Origin of the sequence: Parabacteroides goldsteinii, assembly GCF_020091425.1 — a bacterium.
Classification (GTDB): domain Bacteria; phylum Bacteroidota; class Bacteroidia; order Bacteroidales; family Tannerellaceae; genus Parabacteroides; species Parabacteroides goldsteinii.
Window position 1 is genome coordinate 3234019 of record NZ_CP081906.1, and the last position, 20203, is coordinate 3254221.

General features: G+C 45.4%; 18 protein-coding genes. 6 read left to right on the forward strand and 12 right to left on the reverse strand.

Annotated features, from left to right (window positions below; translation table 11 throughout):
- The first annotated feature begins 4 nt into the window (after positions 1 to 4).
- The 3 genes from K6V26_RS14425 to K6V26_RS14435 all read left to right on the forward strand — a co-directional run bounded on the left by K6V26_RS14425 (position 5) and on the right by K6V26_RS14435 (position 5575).
- On the forward strand, positions 5 to 1498 hold the full coding sequence (locus K6V26_RS14425) for a TolB family protein (RefSeq protein ID WP_010802457.1): 1494 nt from the start codon (positions 5 to 7) through the stop codon (positions 1496 to 1498).
- A 44-nt stretch (positions 1499 to 1542) separates the two neighbouring features.
- Positions 1543 to 2097 carry a DUF3332 domain-containing protein gene (locus K6V26_RS14430; protein ID WP_007658855.1) on the forward strand — a complete coding sequence of 185 codons (555 nt, stop codon included), beginning with the start codon at positions 1543 to 1545 and terminating at the stop codon, positions 2095 to 2097.
- A gap of 97 nt (positions 2098 to 2194) precedes the next feature.
- Positions 2195 to 5575, forward strand: a complete 3381-nt coding sequence (locus tag K6V26_RS14435) for a glycoside hydrolase family 2 TIM barrel-domain containing protein (RefSeq protein WP_224265678.1) — start codon at positions 2195 to 2197, stop codon at positions 5573 to 5575.
- An 859-nt stretch (positions 5576 to 6434) separates the two neighbouring features.
- On the opposite strand, the gene K6V26_RS14440 is transcribed toward K6V26_RS14435, so the two are convergent.
- The 4 genes from K6V26_RS14440 to K6V26_RS14455 form a co-directional block, all read right to left on the reverse strand.
- Positions 6435 to 7292, reverse strand: a complete 858-nt coding sequence (locus K6V26_RS14440) for a TIGR01777 family oxidoreductase (RefSeq protein WP_007658866.1) — start codon at positions 7290 to 7292, stop codon at positions 6435 to 6437.
- Positions 7293 to 7354: 62 nt separating this feature from the next.
- Complete coding sequence (locus K6V26_RS14445) at positions 7355 to 7981, reverse strand: hypothetical protein (RefSeq protein ID WP_007658868.1); 627 nt, start codon at positions 7979 to 7981, stop codon at positions 7355 to 7357.
- Positions 7982 to 7983: 2 nt separating this feature from the next.
- Positions 7984 to 8967: a TlpA disulfide reductase family protein gene (locus tag K6V26_RS14450; protein ID WP_224265679.1), complete on the reverse strand. Its 984-nt coding sequence runs from the start codon at positions 8965 to 8967 to the stop codon at positions 7984 to 7986.
- Between the two features lie 36 nt (positions 8968 to 9003).
- Positions 9004 to 9777, reverse strand: coding sequence for an EFR1 family ferrodoxin (locus tag K6V26_RS14455; RefSeq protein ID WP_007658871.1), 774 nt, complete (start codon positions 9775 to 9777; stop codon positions 9004 to 9006).
- Positions 9778 to 9876: 99 nt separating this feature from the next.
- On the opposite strand from K6V26_RS14455, the gene K6V26_RS14460 reads away from it, so the two are divergent.
- Positions 9877 to 10125, forward strand: coding sequence for a hypothetical protein (locus K6V26_RS14460; RefSeq protein ID WP_224265680.1), 249 nt, complete (start codon positions 9877 to 9879; stop codon positions 10123 to 10125).
- Positions 10119 to 10433 (forward strand): type II toxin-antitoxin system RelE/ParE family toxin, encoded by a 315-nt coding sequence (locus K6V26_RS14465; protein ID WP_195586083.1) that lies wholly within the window; start codon positions 10119 to 10121, stop codon positions 10431 to 10433. Before K6V26_RS14460 ends, K6V26_RS14465 begins: the two co-directional genes overlap by 7 nt.
- Before the next feature lie 53 nt (positions 10434 to 10486).
- Here the strand turns inward: K6V26_RS14465 and K6V26_RS14470 are convergent, their stop codons facing one another.
- The 4 genes from K6V26_RS14470 to K6V26_RS14485 are packed head-to-tail and all read right to left on the reverse strand — an operon-like array spanning position 10487 to position 16383.
- Positions 10487 to 11743 carry a TolC family protein gene (locus K6V26_RS14470; RefSeq protein ID WP_195586082.1) on the reverse strand — a complete coding sequence of 419 codons (1257 nt, stop codon included), beginning with the start codon at positions 11741 to 11743 and terminating at the stop codon, positions 10487 to 10489.
- A 15-nt stretch (positions 11744 to 11758) separates the two neighbouring features.
- Positions 11759 to 14869 (reverse strand): efflux RND transporter permease subunit, encoded by a 3111-nt coding sequence (locus K6V26_RS14475; protein ID WP_224265681.1) that lies wholly within the window; start codon positions 14867 to 14869, stop codon positions 11759 to 11761.
- Positions 14870 to 14874: 5 nt separating this feature from the next.
- Positions 14875 to 15984 carry an efflux RND transporter periplasmic adaptor subunit gene (locus K6V26_RS14480; protein ID WP_122327279.1) on the reverse strand — a complete coding sequence of 370 codons (1110 nt, stop codon included), beginning with the start codon at positions 15982 to 15984 and terminating at the stop codon, positions 14875 to 14877.
- 45 nt (positions 15985 to 16029) lie between these two features.
- Complete coding sequence (locus tag K6V26_RS14485) at positions 16030 to 16383, reverse strand: hypothetical protein (RefSeq protein WP_044246740.1); 354 nt, start codon at positions 16381 to 16383, stop codon at positions 16030 to 16032.
- 144 nt (positions 16384 to 16527) lie between these two features.
- On the opposite strand from K6V26_RS14485, the gene K6V26_RS14490 reads away from it, so the two are divergent.
- Positions 16528 to 18081: a M28 family metallopeptidase gene (locus tag K6V26_RS14490; RefSeq protein WP_224265682.1), complete on the forward strand. Its 1554-nt coding sequence runs from the start codon at positions 16528 to 16530 to the stop codon at positions 18079 to 18081.
- A gap of 7 nt (positions 18082 to 18088) precedes the next feature.
- Here the strand turns inward: K6V26_RS14490 and K6V26_RS14495 are convergent, their stop codons facing one another.
- The 4 genes from K6V26_RS14495 to K6V26_RS14510 form a co-directional block, all read right to left on the reverse strand.
- On the reverse strand, positions 18089 to 18289 hold the full coding sequence (locus K6V26_RS14495) for a hypothetical protein (RefSeq protein WP_224265683.1): 201 nt from the start codon (positions 18287 to 18289) through the stop codon (positions 18089 to 18091).
- A gap of 32 nt (positions 18290 to 18321) precedes the next feature.
- Positions 18322 to 18627: a DUF4491 family protein gene (locus K6V26_RS14500; RefSeq protein WP_010802445.1), complete on the reverse strand. Its 306-nt coding sequence runs from the start codon at positions 18625 to 18627 to the stop codon at positions 18322 to 18324.
- A gap of 420 nt (positions 18628 to 19047) precedes the next feature.
- On the reverse strand, positions 19048 to 19428 hold the full coding sequence (gene secG, locus K6V26_RS14505) for a preprotein translocase subunit SecG (RefSeq protein ID WP_224265684.1): 381 nt from the start codon (positions 19426 to 19428) through the stop codon (positions 19048 to 19050).
- Between the two features lie 7 nt (positions 19429 to 19435).
- Positions 19436 to 20203: a hypothetical protein gene (locus K6V26_RS14510; protein ID WP_224265685.1), complete on the reverse strand. Its 768-nt coding sequence runs from the start codon at positions 20201 to 20203 to the stop codon at positions 19436 to 19438.

Below are 20203 nucleotides of genomic sequence, written 5' to 3' on the forward strand. Positions count from 1 at the left end.
ATTTATGAATCATACTTCTTCTATATCTTTTATACATTCCTGCATACTGCCCTGTCTGGCAATACTGGCCTTGTTGTGTGCATGTCGGCAAACACATATAACTCCGGATGGGCAAAGCGATAAACCGCTCACTATTTTTCCGGACTATACAGGAGTCACATTTCCTTCCAACATTGCTCCGCCCAACTTTCGGATCATGGAAGAAGGGGATGAATTCTACACGGAAATAGGTAACTCAAAAAAGATATTCTTCACTTCTAAAACAAGACAATCATCAGTCAACATCACAGAAAACAATTGGAGTAAACTTTTGAAAGAGACAGCCGGTGAGACATTCTATATCCGCATCTTTGTACGCCAAAACGGAAAATGGATACAATTTCCCGATATAACAAATTATATTTCCGAATCGCCTATAGACCCCTATCTGGTTTACCGGCTAATCTATCCAGGATATGAATTATGGAACCAAATGGGCATTTATCAGCGCGACCTCACCTCTTATCGGGAAATACCGCTGATAGAAAACCAATCCATTGAAAAAGACTGCCTGAATTGTCATACCTTCTGTAAAAATTCACCGGAAACTATGATGATACATATACGAGGAAAGGTTGGAGGAACTTTAGTTTACAGGCAGGGAAAAATCAACAGGCTGGATGTCAAATCTCCGGAGATGAAAAACGGAGGAGCATATGCCGCCTGGCATCCGGAAGGACGGTATCTGGCTTTTTCAGTTAATGAAATTCAACAATATTTCCATTCGACAGGCCCGAAAGCCGTCGAAGTATCCGATTCAGAATCCGACCTGCTCTTATTGGACACGAAAACAAACCGTCTAATATCCTCACCCGCCATTTATGGAAAAGAATGGATGGAAACTTTCCCTACCTGGAGTCCAGACGGAACAATGCTCTACTTCTGCCGGAGCAAAGCAATCAATGAAAAAACGCCTTTGGACAGCATACATTATGACCTATTCAAAATAGCATTTGATGCCGGAAAAGAATGTTTCGGAACACCGGAATGTATCTACGAAGCTTCCCAAAAAGGAAAAAGCGTCTCCTTTCCCCGGATCTCGCCAGACGGAAAATACCTGATGTTCACCTGTTCGGATTATGGTAATTTCTCTATCTGGCATCCTGAAAGCGAACTATACCTATTAAATATGGAAACAAACGAGATACGTAATATGGAAGAGGTTAACAGCAACGATGTCGAAAGTTTTCACACTTGGTCTTCAACCGGAGAATGGTTCGTCTTCAGCAGTAAACGGCAGGACGGATTATGGGCACATCCTTACATCGCTAAATTCGACAGACAAAAAGGTACAGCCGGCAAACCTTTCGTTCTACCCCAAAAAGACCCGGATTTTTATTTCTACTTTACCCAGACATTCAACTTGCCGGAACTACTCACAACACCTGTAAAAATCGGGAACGAACTGATCAGGCAAACTCGAAATAATAAAGAAACAGTAAGTTGGGATAGAAAATAATTGTTATCTTCGTCCCCAAATTAACTACTAACAATTTATAATTCATGAGGAAAAAAAGTTTAACATTATTAGTGGCTACTACCTTAGCCAGCAGTGTTCTATTTTCGTCTTGCATCGGATCATTCGGCTTGACAAACAAACTTCTGAGTTGGAACAGCAATATCGACAGCAAGTTCGTTAACGAACTGGTATTTATCGCTTTCTGGATTGTCCCTGTTTATGAAATTTCAGCGCTCGCTGATGTACTGGTGCTGAACTCTATCGAATTTTGGAGCGGAAGCAACCCTGTAGCAGATGCAGGAACCGTAAAGACAATCAACGGAAAAGACGGTGTATACACTGTTGAAACCAAAAAAGACGGATACCACATCCAAAAAGAAGGCGAAGAAAAAGCCATCGATCTCGTATTCAACGAAGCAGACAAGAGCTGGAGTGTTGAAGCCGACGGCGAAGCAACCAAGCTGTTAAAGTTTACTGAAAACGACGAAGTTGTCATGTATTTGCCGGATGGTAAAGAAATGAACGTAGAATTGAATCAGGCAGGTGTTCTAGCATTCCGTCAAGTAGCTGAAGGTTATTCTTTTTACGCTGCTAAATAAAAAACAACTTTAAAAATGGGAGACTGGTAATTGGTATGTATATAACCTTACCAGCCTCCTATTTTTTATCAGATACTACCAACCTAAATAAATACAAATGAAACACTTGGTTAAGAAAGCAATGCTCACCGGAGCATTCGGTTGCTTCCTTTTGGGTACTGCATTGGCTGATAATGCGACTGCATCCCAGGACACGAAGCCTTACTGGCAGGACGTTCAAGTCGTTGCCGTAAACAAAGAACTGCCGCGCAGCTCATTTATGACGTACGGCGACCGTTCGACAGCCCTTACTTCACGTTTTGAAAAGAGTCCCTACTATTCATTACTGAACGGAACCTGGAAATTCTATTTTGTAGACTCCTACAAAGATCTTCCGGCAAATATCACAGATCCTTCAACAAGCACTTCTTCCTGGGATGATATTACCGTGCCGGGCAACTGGGAACTTCAGGGACATGGTACAGCCATCTATACAAACCATGGCTACGAGTTCAAACCCCGTAACCCGCAGCCTCCGCTATTGCCGGAAACAACTCCGGTAGGCGTTTACCGTCGTGACTTCGAAATCCCGGCAAACTGGGACGGACGTGATGTGTATCTACATATTGCAGGTGCCAAATCAGGTCTTTACGTTTATGTGAACGGCAAGGAAGTCGGTTACAGCGAAGATTCTAAAAATCCGGCAGAGTTCCTGATCAACGACTATCTGCAACCGGGAAAGAATGTTCTTACTCTGAAGATATTCAGATGGAGCACCGGTTCATATCTGGAATGCCAGGACTTCTGGCGCATCAGCGGTATCGAACGTGATGTATTCCTGTGGTCACAACCCAAAATTGCAGTAAACGATTTCCGCGTAATCTCTACCCTGGACGATACTTATAAAAACGGTATCTTCAACCTGGCCGTAGACATCAAAAACCATACGAAAGCAGCAAAAGACATCACTGTATCTTACGAACTGCTGGATGCAAAAGGACAGACTGTTGCAACCGCCGACAACAAGTTATGGGTCGGAGCCAACAGTATCAAGGCAGCTTCTTTTGAAAAAGAGCTGAACGATGTCGCCACCTGGAGTGCTGAACATCCGAATCTTTACAAACTGTTGATGACGGTAAAGGAAGACGGTAAAGTAACGGAAGTCATTCCTTCGAACGTTGGTTTCCGCCGCATCGAAATCAAACCGATCGACCAGATTGCCGGTAACGGAAAGCCTTACACCGTACTGTTGTTCAACGGACAGCCGATTAAGTTCAAAGGGGTGAATATCCACGAACATAACCCACTGACAGGCCACTATATGACAGAAGAACTGATGCGTAAAGACTTCGAACTGATGAAGAAAAACAACATCAACTCTGTACGTTTGTGCCACTATCCGCAGGACCGTCGGTTCTATGAACTCTGCGACGAATACGGATTATATGTCTACGATGAAGCCAACGTGGAATCGCACGGTATGTATTATAGCCTGAGCAAAGGCGGTTCGCTGGGTAACAATCCGGAATGGTTGCTGCCGCACATGGACCGTACGATGAATATGTACGAACGTAACAAGAACTATCCGTCAGTAACTATCTGGTCTTTGGGTAACGAAGCCGGTAACGGATACAACTTCTACCAGACTTATTTATATGTAAAGAATAAGGAAAAAGGAGCAATGAACCGTCCGGTCAACTACGAACGTGCTCTTTGGGAATGGAATACCGACATGTATGTACCGCAGTATCCGAGTGCTGGATGGCTGGAAGAAATCGGAAAAGAAGGTAGCGACCGTCCGATAGCTCCTTCCGAATATGCCCATGCCATGGGTAACTCGACCGGTAACCTTTGGGGACAGTGGAAAGCTATCTACAAATATCCGAACCTCCAGGGTGGTTGGATTTGGGACTGGGTAGACCAGGGACTTCTTGTTAAGGATGAAAACGGCAAAGACTATTATGCATACGGTGGCGACTTCGGCGTTAATATGCCTAGCGACGGTAATTTCCTTTGCAACGGTATCGTAAATCCGGACCGCACTCCGCATCCGGCCATGAAAGAGGTGAAATTTACACATCAGAACGTTGGTTTCGATGCCGTGGATGTAGCTAACGGTGTATTTAAAATCACAAACCGCTTCTACTTCACCAACCTGAAGGATTATACGATTACATATACTGTAAAAGCGAACAACAAGGTAATCAAGAGCGATAAAGTTTCACTTGACCTGGCTCCGCAGGCTTCACAGGAAATCACTGTTCCCGTAGCAGGTCTGAAACCACAGGCCGGTGTCGATTATCTGGTTAATTTCGTTGTTACTTCTAATAAACAGGAAGGTGTAATTCCTGCCGGTTACGAAATCGCCCAGGACCAGTTCCGCTTACCGATAGAAGCCGATAAAGTTGCTTATAAGGCAGGTGGTCCTAAACTGGCCGTATCAGAAGAAGGTGATAACGTGAAAGTAACTTCTTCCAAGGTGAACTTTGTGTTCGACAAGAAATCAGGCGTTGTTAGTTCTTATAAGGTGGGCGGCACGGAATATTTCAACGAAGGTTTCGGTATCCAGCCGAACTTCTGGCGTGCTCCTAACGACAACGACTACGGAAGCGGTAACCCGAAACGTTTGGAAATATGGGAACTGTCAAGCCGTAACTTCAACGTGACTAAGGCTGCTGCCGAAATCGTCGACGGAAATGCCATCGTAAATGTGGAATATAAATTACCGGCCGGTAACGAATTCCTTATCACTTATAAGATTTATCCCGACGGTGTAATGAATGTGGCTACCCACTTCACCCCGGCTCATCTGGATGGCGTAAAGATTGGAATCTCCGAAGCGACTGCAACAGCAACGTTCTCACCCGGACGTGACAAAGTCAGCGACCGTGACAAAATGGTCGTTCCCCGTATCGGCGTACGTTTCCGTCTGCCGGTAACTATGGACCAGCTGGAATACTTCGGTCGCGGACCAGTAGAAAATTATTGGGACCGTAAAGCCGGTTACATGATCGGGCAATACAAGAGTACGGCAGAAGAGCAATACTTCCCCTATGTTCGTCCGCAGGAAAACGGCCACCATTGCGATACCCGCTGGCTCACATTAGGTGGCAAAGGCAAGAACCTGTTAATCGTTGCTGACGATGATATGGAATTCAACGCCATGCGTAACTCCGTAGAAGATTTCGATGCCGGTAAGACAACCAACCGTCCGTACCAGTGGAACAACTTCACACAGGAAGAAATCAACAACCGTCCGAACATTGGTCCGTACGATAAACCTCGCCAGACACACATCAATGATATTACCCCGCGTAACTTCGTTGAAGTATGTGTTGACCTGAAACAACAGGGACTGGCCGGTTACGACAGTTGGTATTCACGTCCTGAACCTGAACATACATTACCTGCTGACAAGGAATACAAGTGGGGCTTCACTTTAATCCCGGCAGAAAATGCCAGCAGCGCACAAAAGAAAGCGGGCTATAGCTACAAATAAATAAAGCAATCATAAGATAGAAAGGGGACTCTGTGCATTCAGGGTTCCCTTTTTATATTATGTGAATTCGGTATAACTAATTTAGAAATAATTGAGTTATCCCGTTCCCGTGCTTGACACGGGATCGCAAAGGCACAGACCGTATCCTATAATATCTTTTGATACCGCCAGTTCTCTTGCGGCCCCGTGTCAAGCACGGGGACAGGATAGCTCATATCTGATAATAACTGAAACAAATTAATTCCGCGAACAGGTAAATAAACAGAATAGAAAGATACTACACAAAGTTTTATATATTTATCTACCATCTGCAACCAATCCATATAACACACTGTATATATGCCACATAGATGGTGACAGATACCTGATTTATCTGCAACCACATCTGCCATCTACCACTCTTTAATTGATATTATTCTGAAGCGTTTACTATATATACAGGTGACAGATGGCAGATACAGTGGCAGACAAACACACTGCATCTGCAACCCATAATTTATTGGAAATTAATACCATATCTGAGATAGTGACAGATGGCAGATGTTTTTGTAAAACAGTATGTATTATATTTGTATCAGCCTGGTGAAATTGTCACTGAATATTATCTCAAAGGTTACTACTTATTATCACCAAAGTCACTGCTAACTAATGCATGAGTCGTTAGTAAGTATTACTACCCTGTACAGGATAGCCGATTACGGTGTACAGGTTGTTCGACTAAGGTGTACACCCTAATCCACCAGGGTGTACAGGATAATTTTACTGAGTCAGGACTTTAGAGATAGAAGTTAGGGAGATATGTAATAGTTTATCCTTTACTTCTTTATAATAGATGAAAGAAGTAATCTTTCCGTGCCTACTACATCATGAAACTAAGTAACGCCAGCCGTATATCCGAATAACGGAAAACATACCCTGCTGAAAGTAACCGGGCCGGATAAGCCTGTTGTCCTTTGGTGATTAATTCTTCTCCTTCTCCATAAAGATACCTGAATACTCTCCGGGGAAGGGGTAACCAAGCCGGGCGGTGCATCACTTCGGCAACCACCTTTGTAAAAGCCCGGTTCGTCAGTGGTTGGGGAGCAACCAGGTTGACAACTCCCGATAAATCCTTATGTTCGATAATAAACTGCATGGCATGCAGCACATCTTCTATATGTATCCAGGAGAATCCCTGTTTGCCGGAAGCAATCTTTCCTCCGACAAAAAAGCGGAATGGCAGCAACATTTTAGGCAATGCCCCTCCATCCTTTGACAATACAACCCCAAAACGGACTACTACCAACCGGATGTCTCTCGACAATTTCTGCGCCTCATCTTCCCAACGGATACAGACATCAGACAGGAAACCCGTTCCCACAGACGTGCTGCTTTCCGAATAAATACCGTTATCCGGATAAATGCCGACGGCTGATGCGGAGATAAATACTTTCGGCTTCACTTCCATTTCATTGATGATAGATACCAGCCGCCTGGTAGTATAAATACGGCTGTTCATTATTTTACGTTTGGCTTTCCTTGTCCAACGCTGGTTTATCGTAGCTCCGGCCAGATTGATTACAACATCACATCCGGTCAATGCCTGTTTCAGCTTTTCGTCCGACCTCGAACGGAACATCGCATGTTTCAAAGGGACAACGACATCTCCGCCGGCAGATAAAAACTCTGTCAGATGCTGTCCTATAAAACCTGAATTACCGCTGATTGCAATTCTCATCTCCTTCTTCTTCAATATTATTCTTCAATAATAAAACAAGAAGGGTTTATAGTTTGTTGTAACTAGTTGGATGACAATTGTATTAAAGGTTGTAATTCTTGTTCAAAAATTTCTTTACTGATGATACGGTAATGCGGAGAGTAACTGTCTTCAAACGCTTTACTGTGATGGCCGACATATTCGCCGCGTTCCAGGCGGTCGTCAATCTCTTTCCTGTCATTCTCATAGTCCGGCAAGGATAGGTTCATCGAACGGATAATCCCCTCAATCCGGTTCCATTCTTTTTGCCATTCGGCTACGGTAACCGGACGGATGCCGTTCACACTACGGATAAAAGCATCAAAAAAGGTCTGGTAAGGAATCTGTCCGTTCTTTATCACCGATAAGTTTACCCGGTAGAAATTACCCTCCCAACCGGTCGGCTCTGCAATCTCCCCTTCTGTTTCCGTATAGGAAGCCATTTCGCGGCGAAGATAATTACCGGCGGCTGTTGTGTCGCTAACGATATGCCCCGGACCGAACTTATCCTGGAAAAAGTTCTTGTACAAATCTTTCAACGTTGATTTCGGATACCCCTGCATCTGCCGTTCGACGGCAGAGCGGACGGCCTTATCAAAGTCAGTCTTCTCCGCCGCAGAAACCCACAGGCAGAGAAGACAGAAAAAAGAGATAAGCAGATTGCGCTTCATGCTTATTTGATTACTTCTCTTAATGTATTAGGCAAATCTTCGCCAGTGATATTCTTGGCGATGATTACACCGTCAGGATTGAGCAATACGTTTGCCGGAATACCGCGGACACCATACAAGGCAGGTATCTCCGAATCCCAATACTTCAAATCGGAGACGTGTGTCCAGGTCAGGTTGTCATCGGCGATAGCCTTCAACCATTTGTCTTTGTTGTTATCCAGGGAGATACCGATAATCGTAAAGTTCTTATCCTTGTAATCCTGGAAAGCCTTCACTACATTCGGATTCTCACGACGGCAGGGAGGACACCAGGAAGCCCAAAAATCAAGTAATACATATTTACCTCGGAAATCGGACAGAGAGACAGCCACACCGGCTGTATCCGGCAAAGAAAATTCGGGAGCCGTCTTGCCAATCTGCACATTCTCCAACTGGCCGATGATGCCATCCAGGTCTTTTACATAAGGACAGTCGGCCAGCGTCGGAGATATCTTGGCACGAGTCGCCTTCAACTGGTCCAACGGAAGCTGATAGGTAAAATAACGATACAGGTAGAAAGCCGCAGCCGGCGAATCCGGGTACTTGCTTATCAGGCTATCTATATCAAAACCTTTCTCAAAGACCTTACTCTGGTTTTCCTGGAAAATCGTATTGACCGGAGAGTTCTGAACGATAATCGTCTCGCCGTCATTTCCGAGCGTCACGCCCATATTCGTATTCTCAACAAAGAGTTGTACCGGATAATTCATATCCTCGGTAGCCAGACCATACAGTAGGGGCTGGCTCACTTCTCCCTTGAATGTGAATTTACCATCCTTAATATCGGCGGTATCCACATCGAAGAACATTTTATTACGGAACATTTTCAGGTAAATCTTACCGTCAGGCATATTCTCCACGACTCCGTTTATCACATAACCTTTAGGCGTTTCCTGGCAACTTGCCAACAGGAACACAGCCATAACCATCATTACTAGTTGTTTCATTTTGCTTTACTTGTTTTTATAGTTGACAGGCGCAACTTATTTAACATCGGGATGATGATACCTTCCTTTCTTCAGGGTAATCTTACCATATTCTATGGCACGTACCGGACAACGGTGAATGCAGGCAACACATTGCACACAGGTATCCGACCAGACAGGCTTTCCTTCGGACAGCGTTATGGTCCCGGTCGGACAAACTTTCTCACACAAACCGCATGAGATGCAGGCATCCGTTACCCGAAAGGAGTTCTTCCCTATGGCAAAATTAGCAAAAAGAGGATATATCCAGTAGCTTTTGAGTCCCGGCAGACTTCCTTTATTGTATAAATTAACGTTTTTACTTTCGCGGATAGCAGCAGCGATAGCAGCGACGGCGGCAGGCGCATCTTCCAGTTTCTGTCTTTCGACTTCCTTGCTGTCTACGTCAAAACCAGGCAGGAGGATATAGTTATTCGGCATAATGACCGAGTAACCGGCCATAAGCGTTATCCCTCGTTTAGACAAGGCTTTCTCCATCCTGTCAGCAGTATAACCGCATTCGTCGCCACAGGTGGATACGGAATATACGGGTTGCTTATCGTAGCCGGTCAGCTTCAGTTTCGATATAAAACGGGTAACAGGGACAGCCGGTCCCCACGAATGTACGGGATAGACAAACAGCACTTTCTCATCTTCCCTGAGCGGACAGACAATTTCCTTTTTATTGGTTTTTAACTCCTCCGCTATCGAAACGACAGGTTCTCCCAACGCGATACTCAAAGCATTCGCCACCCAACGGGAGTTTCCGGTACCTGAAAAGTAAAATATCATACGCGTATCTCTGTTTTGCCCACAAATGTAAATATAATTCAGAACTAATATCTTATCTTTGTCAAATAAGAAAACCTAAGAAGATATATTATGACAACAATGGAATTAAATTTACGGAAACAACACTTTACCCAGTTCATCCTTTCGATGGATGAAGAGGAGTTTACTGAATTGGAGAAATATGCTAAAACATTATCTCTAAAAAAGGCTGCATCTAAAAGTAAGCCCTACCCATGGGCTTTATCTGAAAAAGAATTGACATCTTGTGTTAGGGAAGCCAGGGAAGATGTCTTGTATGGACGTTGTATTTCTGACGAAGACCTGACAAAAGAAATGGAAGAATGGTAAAACTGGTATGGACTACTTGTGCCAGAAAACAATTAAAAAATATCAAACTGTACTATAAAGAGATGGCTAGCGAAAAAGTTGCCATGTCCATTATTTTACAAATCCAGCAAACGGCACAACGACTGATTAATCAACCTTACCTGGGAAAAATAGAACCTGCATTAATAAACGAACCAGAAGGCTTCCGCTCTATTATTGAAGGCAACTATAAAATTGTTTATTGGGTTGATGGAAATGTAATACGTATCATTACCGTATTTGATACCCGGCAAGCCCCTGATAAATTAAGGAGTTTACTCAATCTATAAACCGAAAAGCCCCGATGTTCGTTATCAGGGCTTTTCGATTTATATCCAATTTCTTACAACTCCACATCCCAAACCCCGGCACTTTTCTCCAGCTCCACCAGTGCCGCACTGTAATTGAAGAGTGTTTCTATATACTGGGCCTGCACATCATCATACGTCCGCTGGGCATCGAGTACCTCCAGGAGGGAGACTTCTCCACGGTTATAGCTGTAAATCTTTCCGTCGATTACCTCCAGGGCGGCATGGAGCATACCGTTTTCATAATGACTGACCTGTTCTGTCAATGACTGATAACTCCGGTATGCCTGCATAACTTCCGTCTGTACCTGCAACAAAGCCTGCTGATACTGCGTCTCGGCCTGCTGTTCACGGAAACGGGCAGCACGGATAGTCCCTTTATTGAAGTTGGAAAACTTCAGGGGAATGGCAATCCCGGCCGTCACCCCGGTAAAGGGTGGTGCCGGGGCCTCCTCATTATGCACCCGGGCATTCTTACTGATGGCAATAGACAGGTCGACATCCGTATTCCGTTCCCGCCGGGTCGCTTTCAGGGCACGGGAAGCGACTTCCTTATTCTTCATGGCTGCTACCAAGTCGGCACGATTCATCGAGGCTGTGGAAATCAAATCAGCAAGCACAAAATCACGGGGTGAAATCTGCAATGAAGCATCGGGGACGTACAAGGTATCGAGAGCAACCGAACCGGTCAACAGGTTCAGATTGGAAAAAGCATTATGCAAATCGGTTTCCGCTTGCAATAATTCATTTTTCAATATCCCTGCCTCCAGACGGCTCTGGATAGCATCAATCTCCATAATTTTCCCTAAAGTAAAACGGACACTGTCGCTCTCTGCCAGCTGCCGGATATTCTCATAGGCGTTCTGTTTTACCTTATATAATTCATATTGTTTCAACGCCTCCAGGTAGGAAACGGTTGCTTCGGCACGCAGGTTACGGAAATAATCGGCAAGGAGTGCCTTTGTCAACTCGCTTTCACTACGGGCCAACGCGATATTCGCTCCCCGTTTTCCGAAAGAAAACGTTTTACTCAGTTCAACCTCCACTCCTTCTCCCATTTGCAGACTTCCGTTCTCGTTGTTGAAATAAGAGACGGACAGGTTCGGGTCGTTGAATACTTTCGACGCAACCACTTCCGCCTCGGACACATTCAGATTCAGACGTTCGGCTGCATACTCCAGATTCCCTTCCGCCACCTTCTCCATATAATTGCGGTAAGAAAGGGGAACCATTTGTTGTGCACTGCCAGCCAGGCTTCCGGCAAGCAGGCACATTGTTATATAATGTCGCATAGCTACTATTTTTAATCAGACATTCGTATTCTTTACATCAGAAGATACTATCTCTTCATCCAGATAATGCTTTTCCACCAGATAGTATAAGGCTGGAAGCACATAAAGCGTAATAACGGTCGCAAACAACAGTCCGTACACAATCACCGTCGCCAGCGGACGTTGCACATCGGAACCGATACCTGTACTCAACGAGGCAGGCAGCAAACCGAGCACAGCCACCATCGCCGTCATCAGAATCGGGCGGAAACGGTGTTTCGCCCCGGTTATGATTGACTGCTTGAAACCTCGGTCACGGCTACGCAGGTTATTGATATGCGAAATCATAATCACACCGTTTTGTATAGCGACACCAATCAAGGCTATAAAACCGACGGCAGAAGAGACATTCAACGTCATCCCCCGGACATTCAATGCCAGCATCCCTCCGAAAAGGGCCAGGGGAACCACACACATCATCAGAGCAGCCTGGCGGAATTTTCCACAGGCGGCAAACAGCAACAGCAGCATAATACCCAACGCCAAAGGGACTACTGCCGCCAGGCGGTTATAGGCACGGTGCTGATTCTCGAACTGACCGGCCCATTGCAGATGGACGGTGTCGTGATTATAATCTATGTCGCGGTCAATCAACCGGTTCGCTTTATTCAGAAACTCCGTCAAATCCACGCCACGCAGGTTGACATGGATGGTCAGGTGACGCTTGTTCATCTCACGGGAGATTGTACTGGCACCGGTTGTCATTTTCACTTCGGCAACCTGCGAGAGCGGTATCTTTGCTCCGGCCCCATTCGTCAGTAACAGATTGCCGATGCTTTCAGGCGAGTTACGGCTGGCATCGTCGAAACGGCAAATGACGTCATAACTTTTACTGCCGACAAAGATTTGCGAGATGGCCTTTCCCCCGATTGCCAGTTCAATCATATCGGCAACATCGGAGAAGTTCAGACCATATTGGGCAATACGGTCACGGTCGGCAATAATCTGCAACTGGGGTAACGGCGGTTCCTGGTCGATAGCCACGTCGGCGGCACCGGGAATCGTTCGCAACACATTCACGACCTTATCGGCTATATGGCGGGTATCGGCAATATCATCTCCGTAAACCTTTATCGCCAGGTCACTGTGAGCACCGGCAATCTGGTCCATGACCATATCGATAATCGGCTGGGAGAAGCTGACGGTATATCCGGGCATAGTCAACAACTTTTCAGACATTTCCTCGATCAGGTCCGCCTTCGTCTTGCCGAATTTCCAGGTGTCGTAAGGCTTCAACCCTACTCCGCATTCAATATGTGACAACGAGAAGGCTTCGGCTCCCTCATCGTCGCGTCCGACCTGTGTCATGACATAAGAGACTTCATCAAACTGTTTCAATGTTTTGCGAAGCTCCGCTCCCATCGCCTTCGACTTCTCGATAGAGATACCCGGAGGCAATTGCACCTGTACCCAGATAGCCCCTTCGTCCAAAGGCGGAAGGAAATCTTTTCCTACCGTATAACTCAATACGCCGGCTGCCACCAGAATAAGGAACAAAGGTAACAGGACCCGCTTCGGTTTCTCCAGCAAAGCAATGATTTGCCGGTTATAAATCTCACCTAACTTTTCAAGCCAGCGGTTATGATAAATCTTCCTGGGTTTGTAATAAGCATAGAAAGCCAGGCCCGGTATCAGGAACAACGCCACAGCCAATGCCCCCAACAGGGCATAACCGACCGTATAAGCCATCGGCGTAAAGAGTTTCTTTTCGATATGCTCAAAAGCAAACAGGGGAAGATAAGCGGTGATAATAATTAATGTAGAGAAAAAGATAGGGCGGGCCACTTCGGTTGCACGGCGCAGGATTGAATCTTCCGTCAATATTTCATCAGGATGCCGTTCGCGCTTCTTCAGAATTGTTTCCATCATTACGATAGCCCCGTCTACCAGGATACCGAAGTCGATAGCTCCCAGCGAAAGCAGGTTGGCAGGAATATCGGTCAGTTGCATCAGGATAAAAGCAATCAGCAACGACAACGGGATGGTCAGGGCAACCAGCAAGGCACCACGCCAGCTTCCGAGGAACAGGATGAGCACCAGTACCACCAGCACCATACCTTCAAAAAGCGTATGGGAAACCGTATGCAATGTCGTATCCACCAGGTTCGTTCGGTCCATAAAGACATGCAGGCGGGTTCCTTTGGGAAGGGTTTCATTATTCAGTTCGTCGACCGCCTGATGCACTCCTTCCAGCACCTGCGAAGGATTCTCTCCGCGAAGCATCTGGACGATACCTTCCACTCCATCGGAATAATCACGGACACCGTCGTAGAATCCCAATACCCCTTTACGTTCCAGGCTACCATATTTCAGGGTTCCCAAATCATCCAGGTAGACAGGTACACCGTTCTCGGTCTTGATAACGATACGTCCCAGGTCCTTCAGGTCTTTTACCAGTCCGATACCGCGAATCACATAACTCAGGTCGCCACGGCTTAACATACTGCCGCCGGCATTCACATTATTCTTTTCTATCTTCTCGGTGATATCGCCCAGCGTCACATTATATTGTTCCATCTTGTGCGGGTTCACCTCTATCTGGTATTGGGTAGTGATACCGCCAAAGTTGCTGACATCGGCCACTCCCGTCACTTGCTTCAGACGGGGGATGACAACCCATTTATGCAGGTCGGTCAGTTCGCGGATATCGAGTTGGTCGCTTTCCAGTACATAACGGAAGATTTCACCGGTAGGCGAAGTCAGCGGGTTCAATCCCGGAACGGCATCATAAGGAAGTTCCACGTCTACCAAGCGTTCCTGCACACGCTGACGTGCCCAGTAATCGTCGATACCGTCATCAAAAACCAGCACAACGGTCGAGAGGCCGAAAGTATTCTTACTTCGCATCACATTCAGTCCCGGCATCCCGTTCATCGCCCTTTCGATAGGGATACTGATTTGCTGTTCTATCTCTTCCGCCGCCAATCCCGGCACCTGGGTAACGACCTGAACGGTCGTGTCGGCAATATCCGGATAGGCATCAATGGCCAGTCGGGTCCACGAATAATATCCCACTACAGCAAGAAACAGGAATAATACGAACATCAGCCCCCGCCGGTGTATCGCAGTATATATTATCTTCTTCATAGGATTTATCGTGCATCAAGTAAATAAAAGGCTCCGGTAGTTACAATCGTATCGCCGGAGTTCAGTCCGGTCAGGATAACCGTCTTGCCGTCTTCTGTGACGGAAGTAGTAACCTTCTGTTTGCGATAAGCATTGTTTCCCAATGAGACAAGCACATAAGCACCTTCCTCTTCCTGAAGGATGGCAGATGTCGGGATACGGATGACATCGGCACTTCTGTCGCACAGCTTAACCGTCCCGTACATAGCCGGCTTCATCAGGTGGGCACTGTTGTCACATTCGATGAGGACTTCAACCGAACGGGTATCTTCGTCCAGCATTTCGCTGACATGATAAATCTTTCCGGGCAGAGGCAGATCGGGCATGGCTACCAGACGAATCTCAACGCTGTCCAGCGATTGTATCATTCCCATATCCTTTTCCTTGACATGGGCAGCCACCCATACTTTATTCAGGTTGGCTATCACGGCCACGGGTTCGGCATCTTCCTTTATATACTGGCCGATGACAATACGGTCGGTCACTATTTCGCCCGCTATCGGTGAGCGGACAATCAAAGGTTGTCCCAATACCAGGTCTTCCGGTTCTATCTGAAAGACCTTCAAAGCGGCAACAGCATTTTCATAGTCTTTCTTCTTCAATTCATAATTGACTTCCGCTTCTTCCAGTTCTTTCTGTACGCCGACCTTATTTTGCAGCAGGTCTTTTTCGCGTTTCAGGCTTTTCAGGGCCAGTTCCATCTCCTGTTTAGCCTGATAATACCCTTTTCCCGTCTCAAAGAAAGAAGGAGAACTAATCTCAAAGACCGGACTTCCGGGCGTCACCTTCTGTCCCAACCGTACGAATGATTTGGAGATACGTCCGGCAAAGGGGGAAGCAATCTCGGCATAATTGGAGGGGATAGCTTTCACCACCCCCGAAGTGGAAAACTCCAGGCGGTAAGGTTCTTTCTTCACTACGTCTGTTTTCAACCGGGATAAGATAGGTGATTTATCCCCTATTTGTATCGTGTCGCCCCGTAAAGTTACGGCAATAGCAACCTCATCGTCCTGCTTGTTCTGGTTGCAGGAACATAATACCATTGCCGGAAGCAATAGCATAAGTAATTGTTTCATATTGATTTTCTTGTATTAAATAATTCTTTTCTTCGTTACTGGTAATTATTTAATACGGAAAGGCGGGGCGCGGAGACTGATATTACGTACTGAACGTACGGGAGTTATATACTTGTGTTGTTGAATGAACACGGAAAGAAGTACCCAGGCTGTCACCAATGTGAGACACAGGGCAGCAGCCTCCATCATGATATCATCCAGTTCTTCAATCGTATTAAAAGCGGACGAATTATGCGTATGATGCGGCAAACCGTCTGCTCCCGGAAGGAAGGGATGGGAATGGGTAATGGAATAAGTCGGGAAATAATGGGTATGGGTGAACGCAGTACCTCCTACATAGTAACTCACAAAGAGTACTATCAGCAGATATTTTGCTATGGTAGTAAAGATAGATTTCACATGCTCCCGATTTGGACACAAAGGTATCTATTTATTTTGGTAATACTTTTACAAAAAGGGAACGATTCTGTTATTATTTCCTGCTTTTCATTTGGTACACATTATTTTTATCCATTAATTTGCAAGACTTAAACAAACATTGATATGAAAAGGACTATACTTCTCTTCGCAACCATGGCCTGTATGACCATAACTTCCCTTCCGGCACAGGAGGCCGCTGTAAACAAAATCATTGAAACCGGACGTTCCGATAACCAGGTCATGAACCATCTGGACATACTGACCAACCGCTTCGGCGGACGCCCTATCGGTTCGGATGCCTATGACAACGCCACCGAATGGGTAGCCTCCAAGTTCAAAGAATGGGGGTTGGAAGTGGAGTTACAGGAAGCCGGAACTTTACCCGTCGGATTCAACCGGGGTCCGTGGTTCGGCAAGCTGCTTGGTGAAAACGGGATGGAGTTGCATTTCGTCACCCCTTCCTATACCTCCGGAACGAAAGGACTTCAACGGGGACATGTACTGCTAGAGCCTCTTACACAGGATGAGTTCGACCGGATAAAAGGACAGTTGAAAGGCGCCTGGGTACTGGTAAACGGCAAAAACACGGGCTGGCCAATCAATTGGTCGGCAACAGCAGACTATGACCGTGCAGGTGTTATTGCAGAAAACAACACAATCGCTCAAAAGAATCGTGAGATAATGAGGGATAACTGGGTAAATAAAAAGAATACCCCCTTACTGCCTTTAAATGATGAAAAGCCGGCTCTCTTTTACAAGGAAATGTGCGAAGCCGGTGTCTTAGGTTTTATCCAGTCGGCTTCTGTCCCACTGCGTGCACTTTATGATAAGAATGTCGTATTCGATAAGGACATGACCATCGAGAAACTACCGACCGTACCCGATATCAAACTGGATGAACATCAATACGCCATCATCAAACAGATGGTAAAAGAGCGTCGTTCCTTTATGCTGGAGTTCGATATACGTAACCATTTCCGCCTGGGACCGGTCAAATATTATAATGTAATCGGTTCCATAAAGGGAAGTAAACATCCGGGGGAATATGTTATGCTGAGTGGCCACCTCGATTCTTTCGATGTTGGAACCGGTGGGGTCGATGACGGTTCAGGCGTTACCCCTGTTATGGAAGCCGCCCGTCTGATTGCCACGTCGGGAGCAAAACCTAAACGTACGATGCTTTTCTGTGCTTTTGCAGGTGAAGAGTTCGGTTTGCTCGGCGCACAGGCCTGGGTAAGGGGTAATCCAAAGAAGATGGATAAAATATCGAATCTGTTCAACCGTGACGGCGGACCTACTCCTCCGGTGGGTATTAGTGTGCCGCAAGCCATGTATGATGATTTTGTGAAGATATGCGAACCGGTAAAGAAGATTAATACCGAATATCCGTTCGAAGTCAAAGTAGCCGAACCGCGTAAACAGCCGACCACCATAGGCGGTACGGATGCTTCCGTCTTTGCACTGGATGGCGTACCGACCATCGGCTTTATGGAGAAAGACATCAAAGGCTATAACTTCAGCTACGATGAGATATGGCACACGGAGCGCGACTTATACACCAAGAGCATTCCTGAATATCAACAACATGCTGCAACAGTCATGGCTATTGTCGGCTTGGGAGTAGCCAACCTCGACCATCAGCTATCACGCGAAGGATTATATCTGAAAGAAGAATAAGAGTAAATCAGGCTACCTGATGACACAAATAAGGCAGACGCCTCTGGGCATCTGCCTTATCTCTTTTACGGTTGTAAACCTTTTTCGATACATGCACCCGGTTATGACTGACCGGACGTCCGTGATTCTCTATTTCCGCTTCCCGGCTTCCCTTGCGGTTTGCCTTGATGTACTCGTCCAGCGGAGAGACTTTCTTTTTCTTCTTCATAGCTGTATTACTTTACGGCTACAAAGATACAATTATTTTTCCGGATATTGTCTTTTTGGATTTTTAGGGAACCATCCTTTCAATACGCGTTCTTCCTGCTCGAATACTTCCTTGATCGTCCAGAACGAAGAAAAGGCAAACACACCGCAGATAGCGGAGACAAAAACACTCTCTATCAGCAAAGATGCAACCGTTCCGGCAATCCCCAGAAGAAGGAATATCCACCAGCATTTAGTCCCCCAATAATATTCAGCCTTCACAACTATCGGATGAAACAACCCGATTATCAGAAAAGTAACGATACCAATCAGTAGCCCGTCAAAATTTATCATCTCCATATTTGTATTGTTTAATATAAAACAGTTTAATCTGTCTCAACAAAGATACAAAAATCAACTGTCATTCCTCATAAAATATATCTATCCGGGTATAAACATCCACAAACCGTTCACCCTTACCAGCACAACCCTTTATCTATATAACTATCCTTTATCAGTATTGCCTAAAAGCCATTCGGACATGTATCCAATGATTCTTTTGTCAGAGGTAGGTGTAAATAAATTTAGAGGTAGGTCTATTTTCATTTAGAGGTAGGTCTAAATCAATTTACACCTACCTCTAAATAAAAAAACATTAGTACTATCCTTTCTTTTCATCCTAGACGAAAAGGAATCATTGTAGAGAGTTTCCTTATATGATTTATAAAAAAAGGCATCCCGCAATGGAATGCCTTTAGTATATGCTATAAAATCTAAATCTTATTCAGCCTGAGCAGGAGCTTCTGCCGGCGTTTCTTCTTCAACCGGAGCATTTGCTGACGGCTGAGCAGTTCCAAAGTTAGGAGCTACCGTATTCGGGTCGATTGTAACAGCATTGTTTATCTGTTCTTTGATTTCAGATTGTGTAGTAGTTGTTGCTCTTGGGATAAATGCTGTAATAACGATACTACAAACAATAACAAAACCAGCCAGGACCCATGTTGCTTTTTCCAAAAAGTCTGTGGTTTTACGTACACCCATAATTTGGTTAGATGAAGAGAATCCCGAAGCCAGACCTCCCCCCTTTGAGTTCTGGATCAATACTATCAAGATCAGAAGTATTGAAGCGATCAGGATTAGAATAGAAATAAATACGTACATTTTAGTTTTATTTTTTAGTGTTAATAATCAATTTTTCCAAAAATCTAATTTGGTCTGCAAAGTAAGCATTTTTTTCTGGATAATTCAAATATAAGTTTTTAATAATTTGCAATGCCTTCTCATACCGTTTCTGTTTAACATAAATATGAGCCAATGTCTCGGTAAAATAAGAATCATCGTCCAACGATCGGGGTTGTTCGTTCTCCCCTTCTTTCAATGGTCCCTGAGCAGATGGATCATCCGGTTGCAGGGATAAGACCAATCCGCTGCCCGGTGCCCGCTGTTCGTCATTTTTAATGAAAGAATCGATCAGGTCATGGTGCTGAAGTTTAGCTTCCGGCTCCTCTTCCGCCGATATATCATCCTTTGACAACGACCAATATATATAATCAGATGAAACAGAAGGCTGAAACAATATGGTAGGATCAGCCGCCTGTTGTTCTCCTTCACTTTCACGATCAGCCAGAAAAGCATCGATCAGGGAGAAAGAGTCTGTTGCCGGTTCATTTTCTTCCGCAGATGCCGCAAATGGCATCCCGTAACGTTCTCCCTCGATCAGTGCGAATAATTTTCTTCTGTCCGGTATGTAAACTGCCATTCTTTTCAGTTCTGCGGCAAAGCGTATATCATTCAATACAGCCAGATTCTTCAGATAAAGCATCCGGGCTATATGGAAATACGGATATTCGGCCACTACCTGCTGTAACGGGGAAAGTGTTTCCTTCGTCAGCAAAGAGGGGTCTTCCATCAGTAGATATAAGTCTGCAGCTTTCAT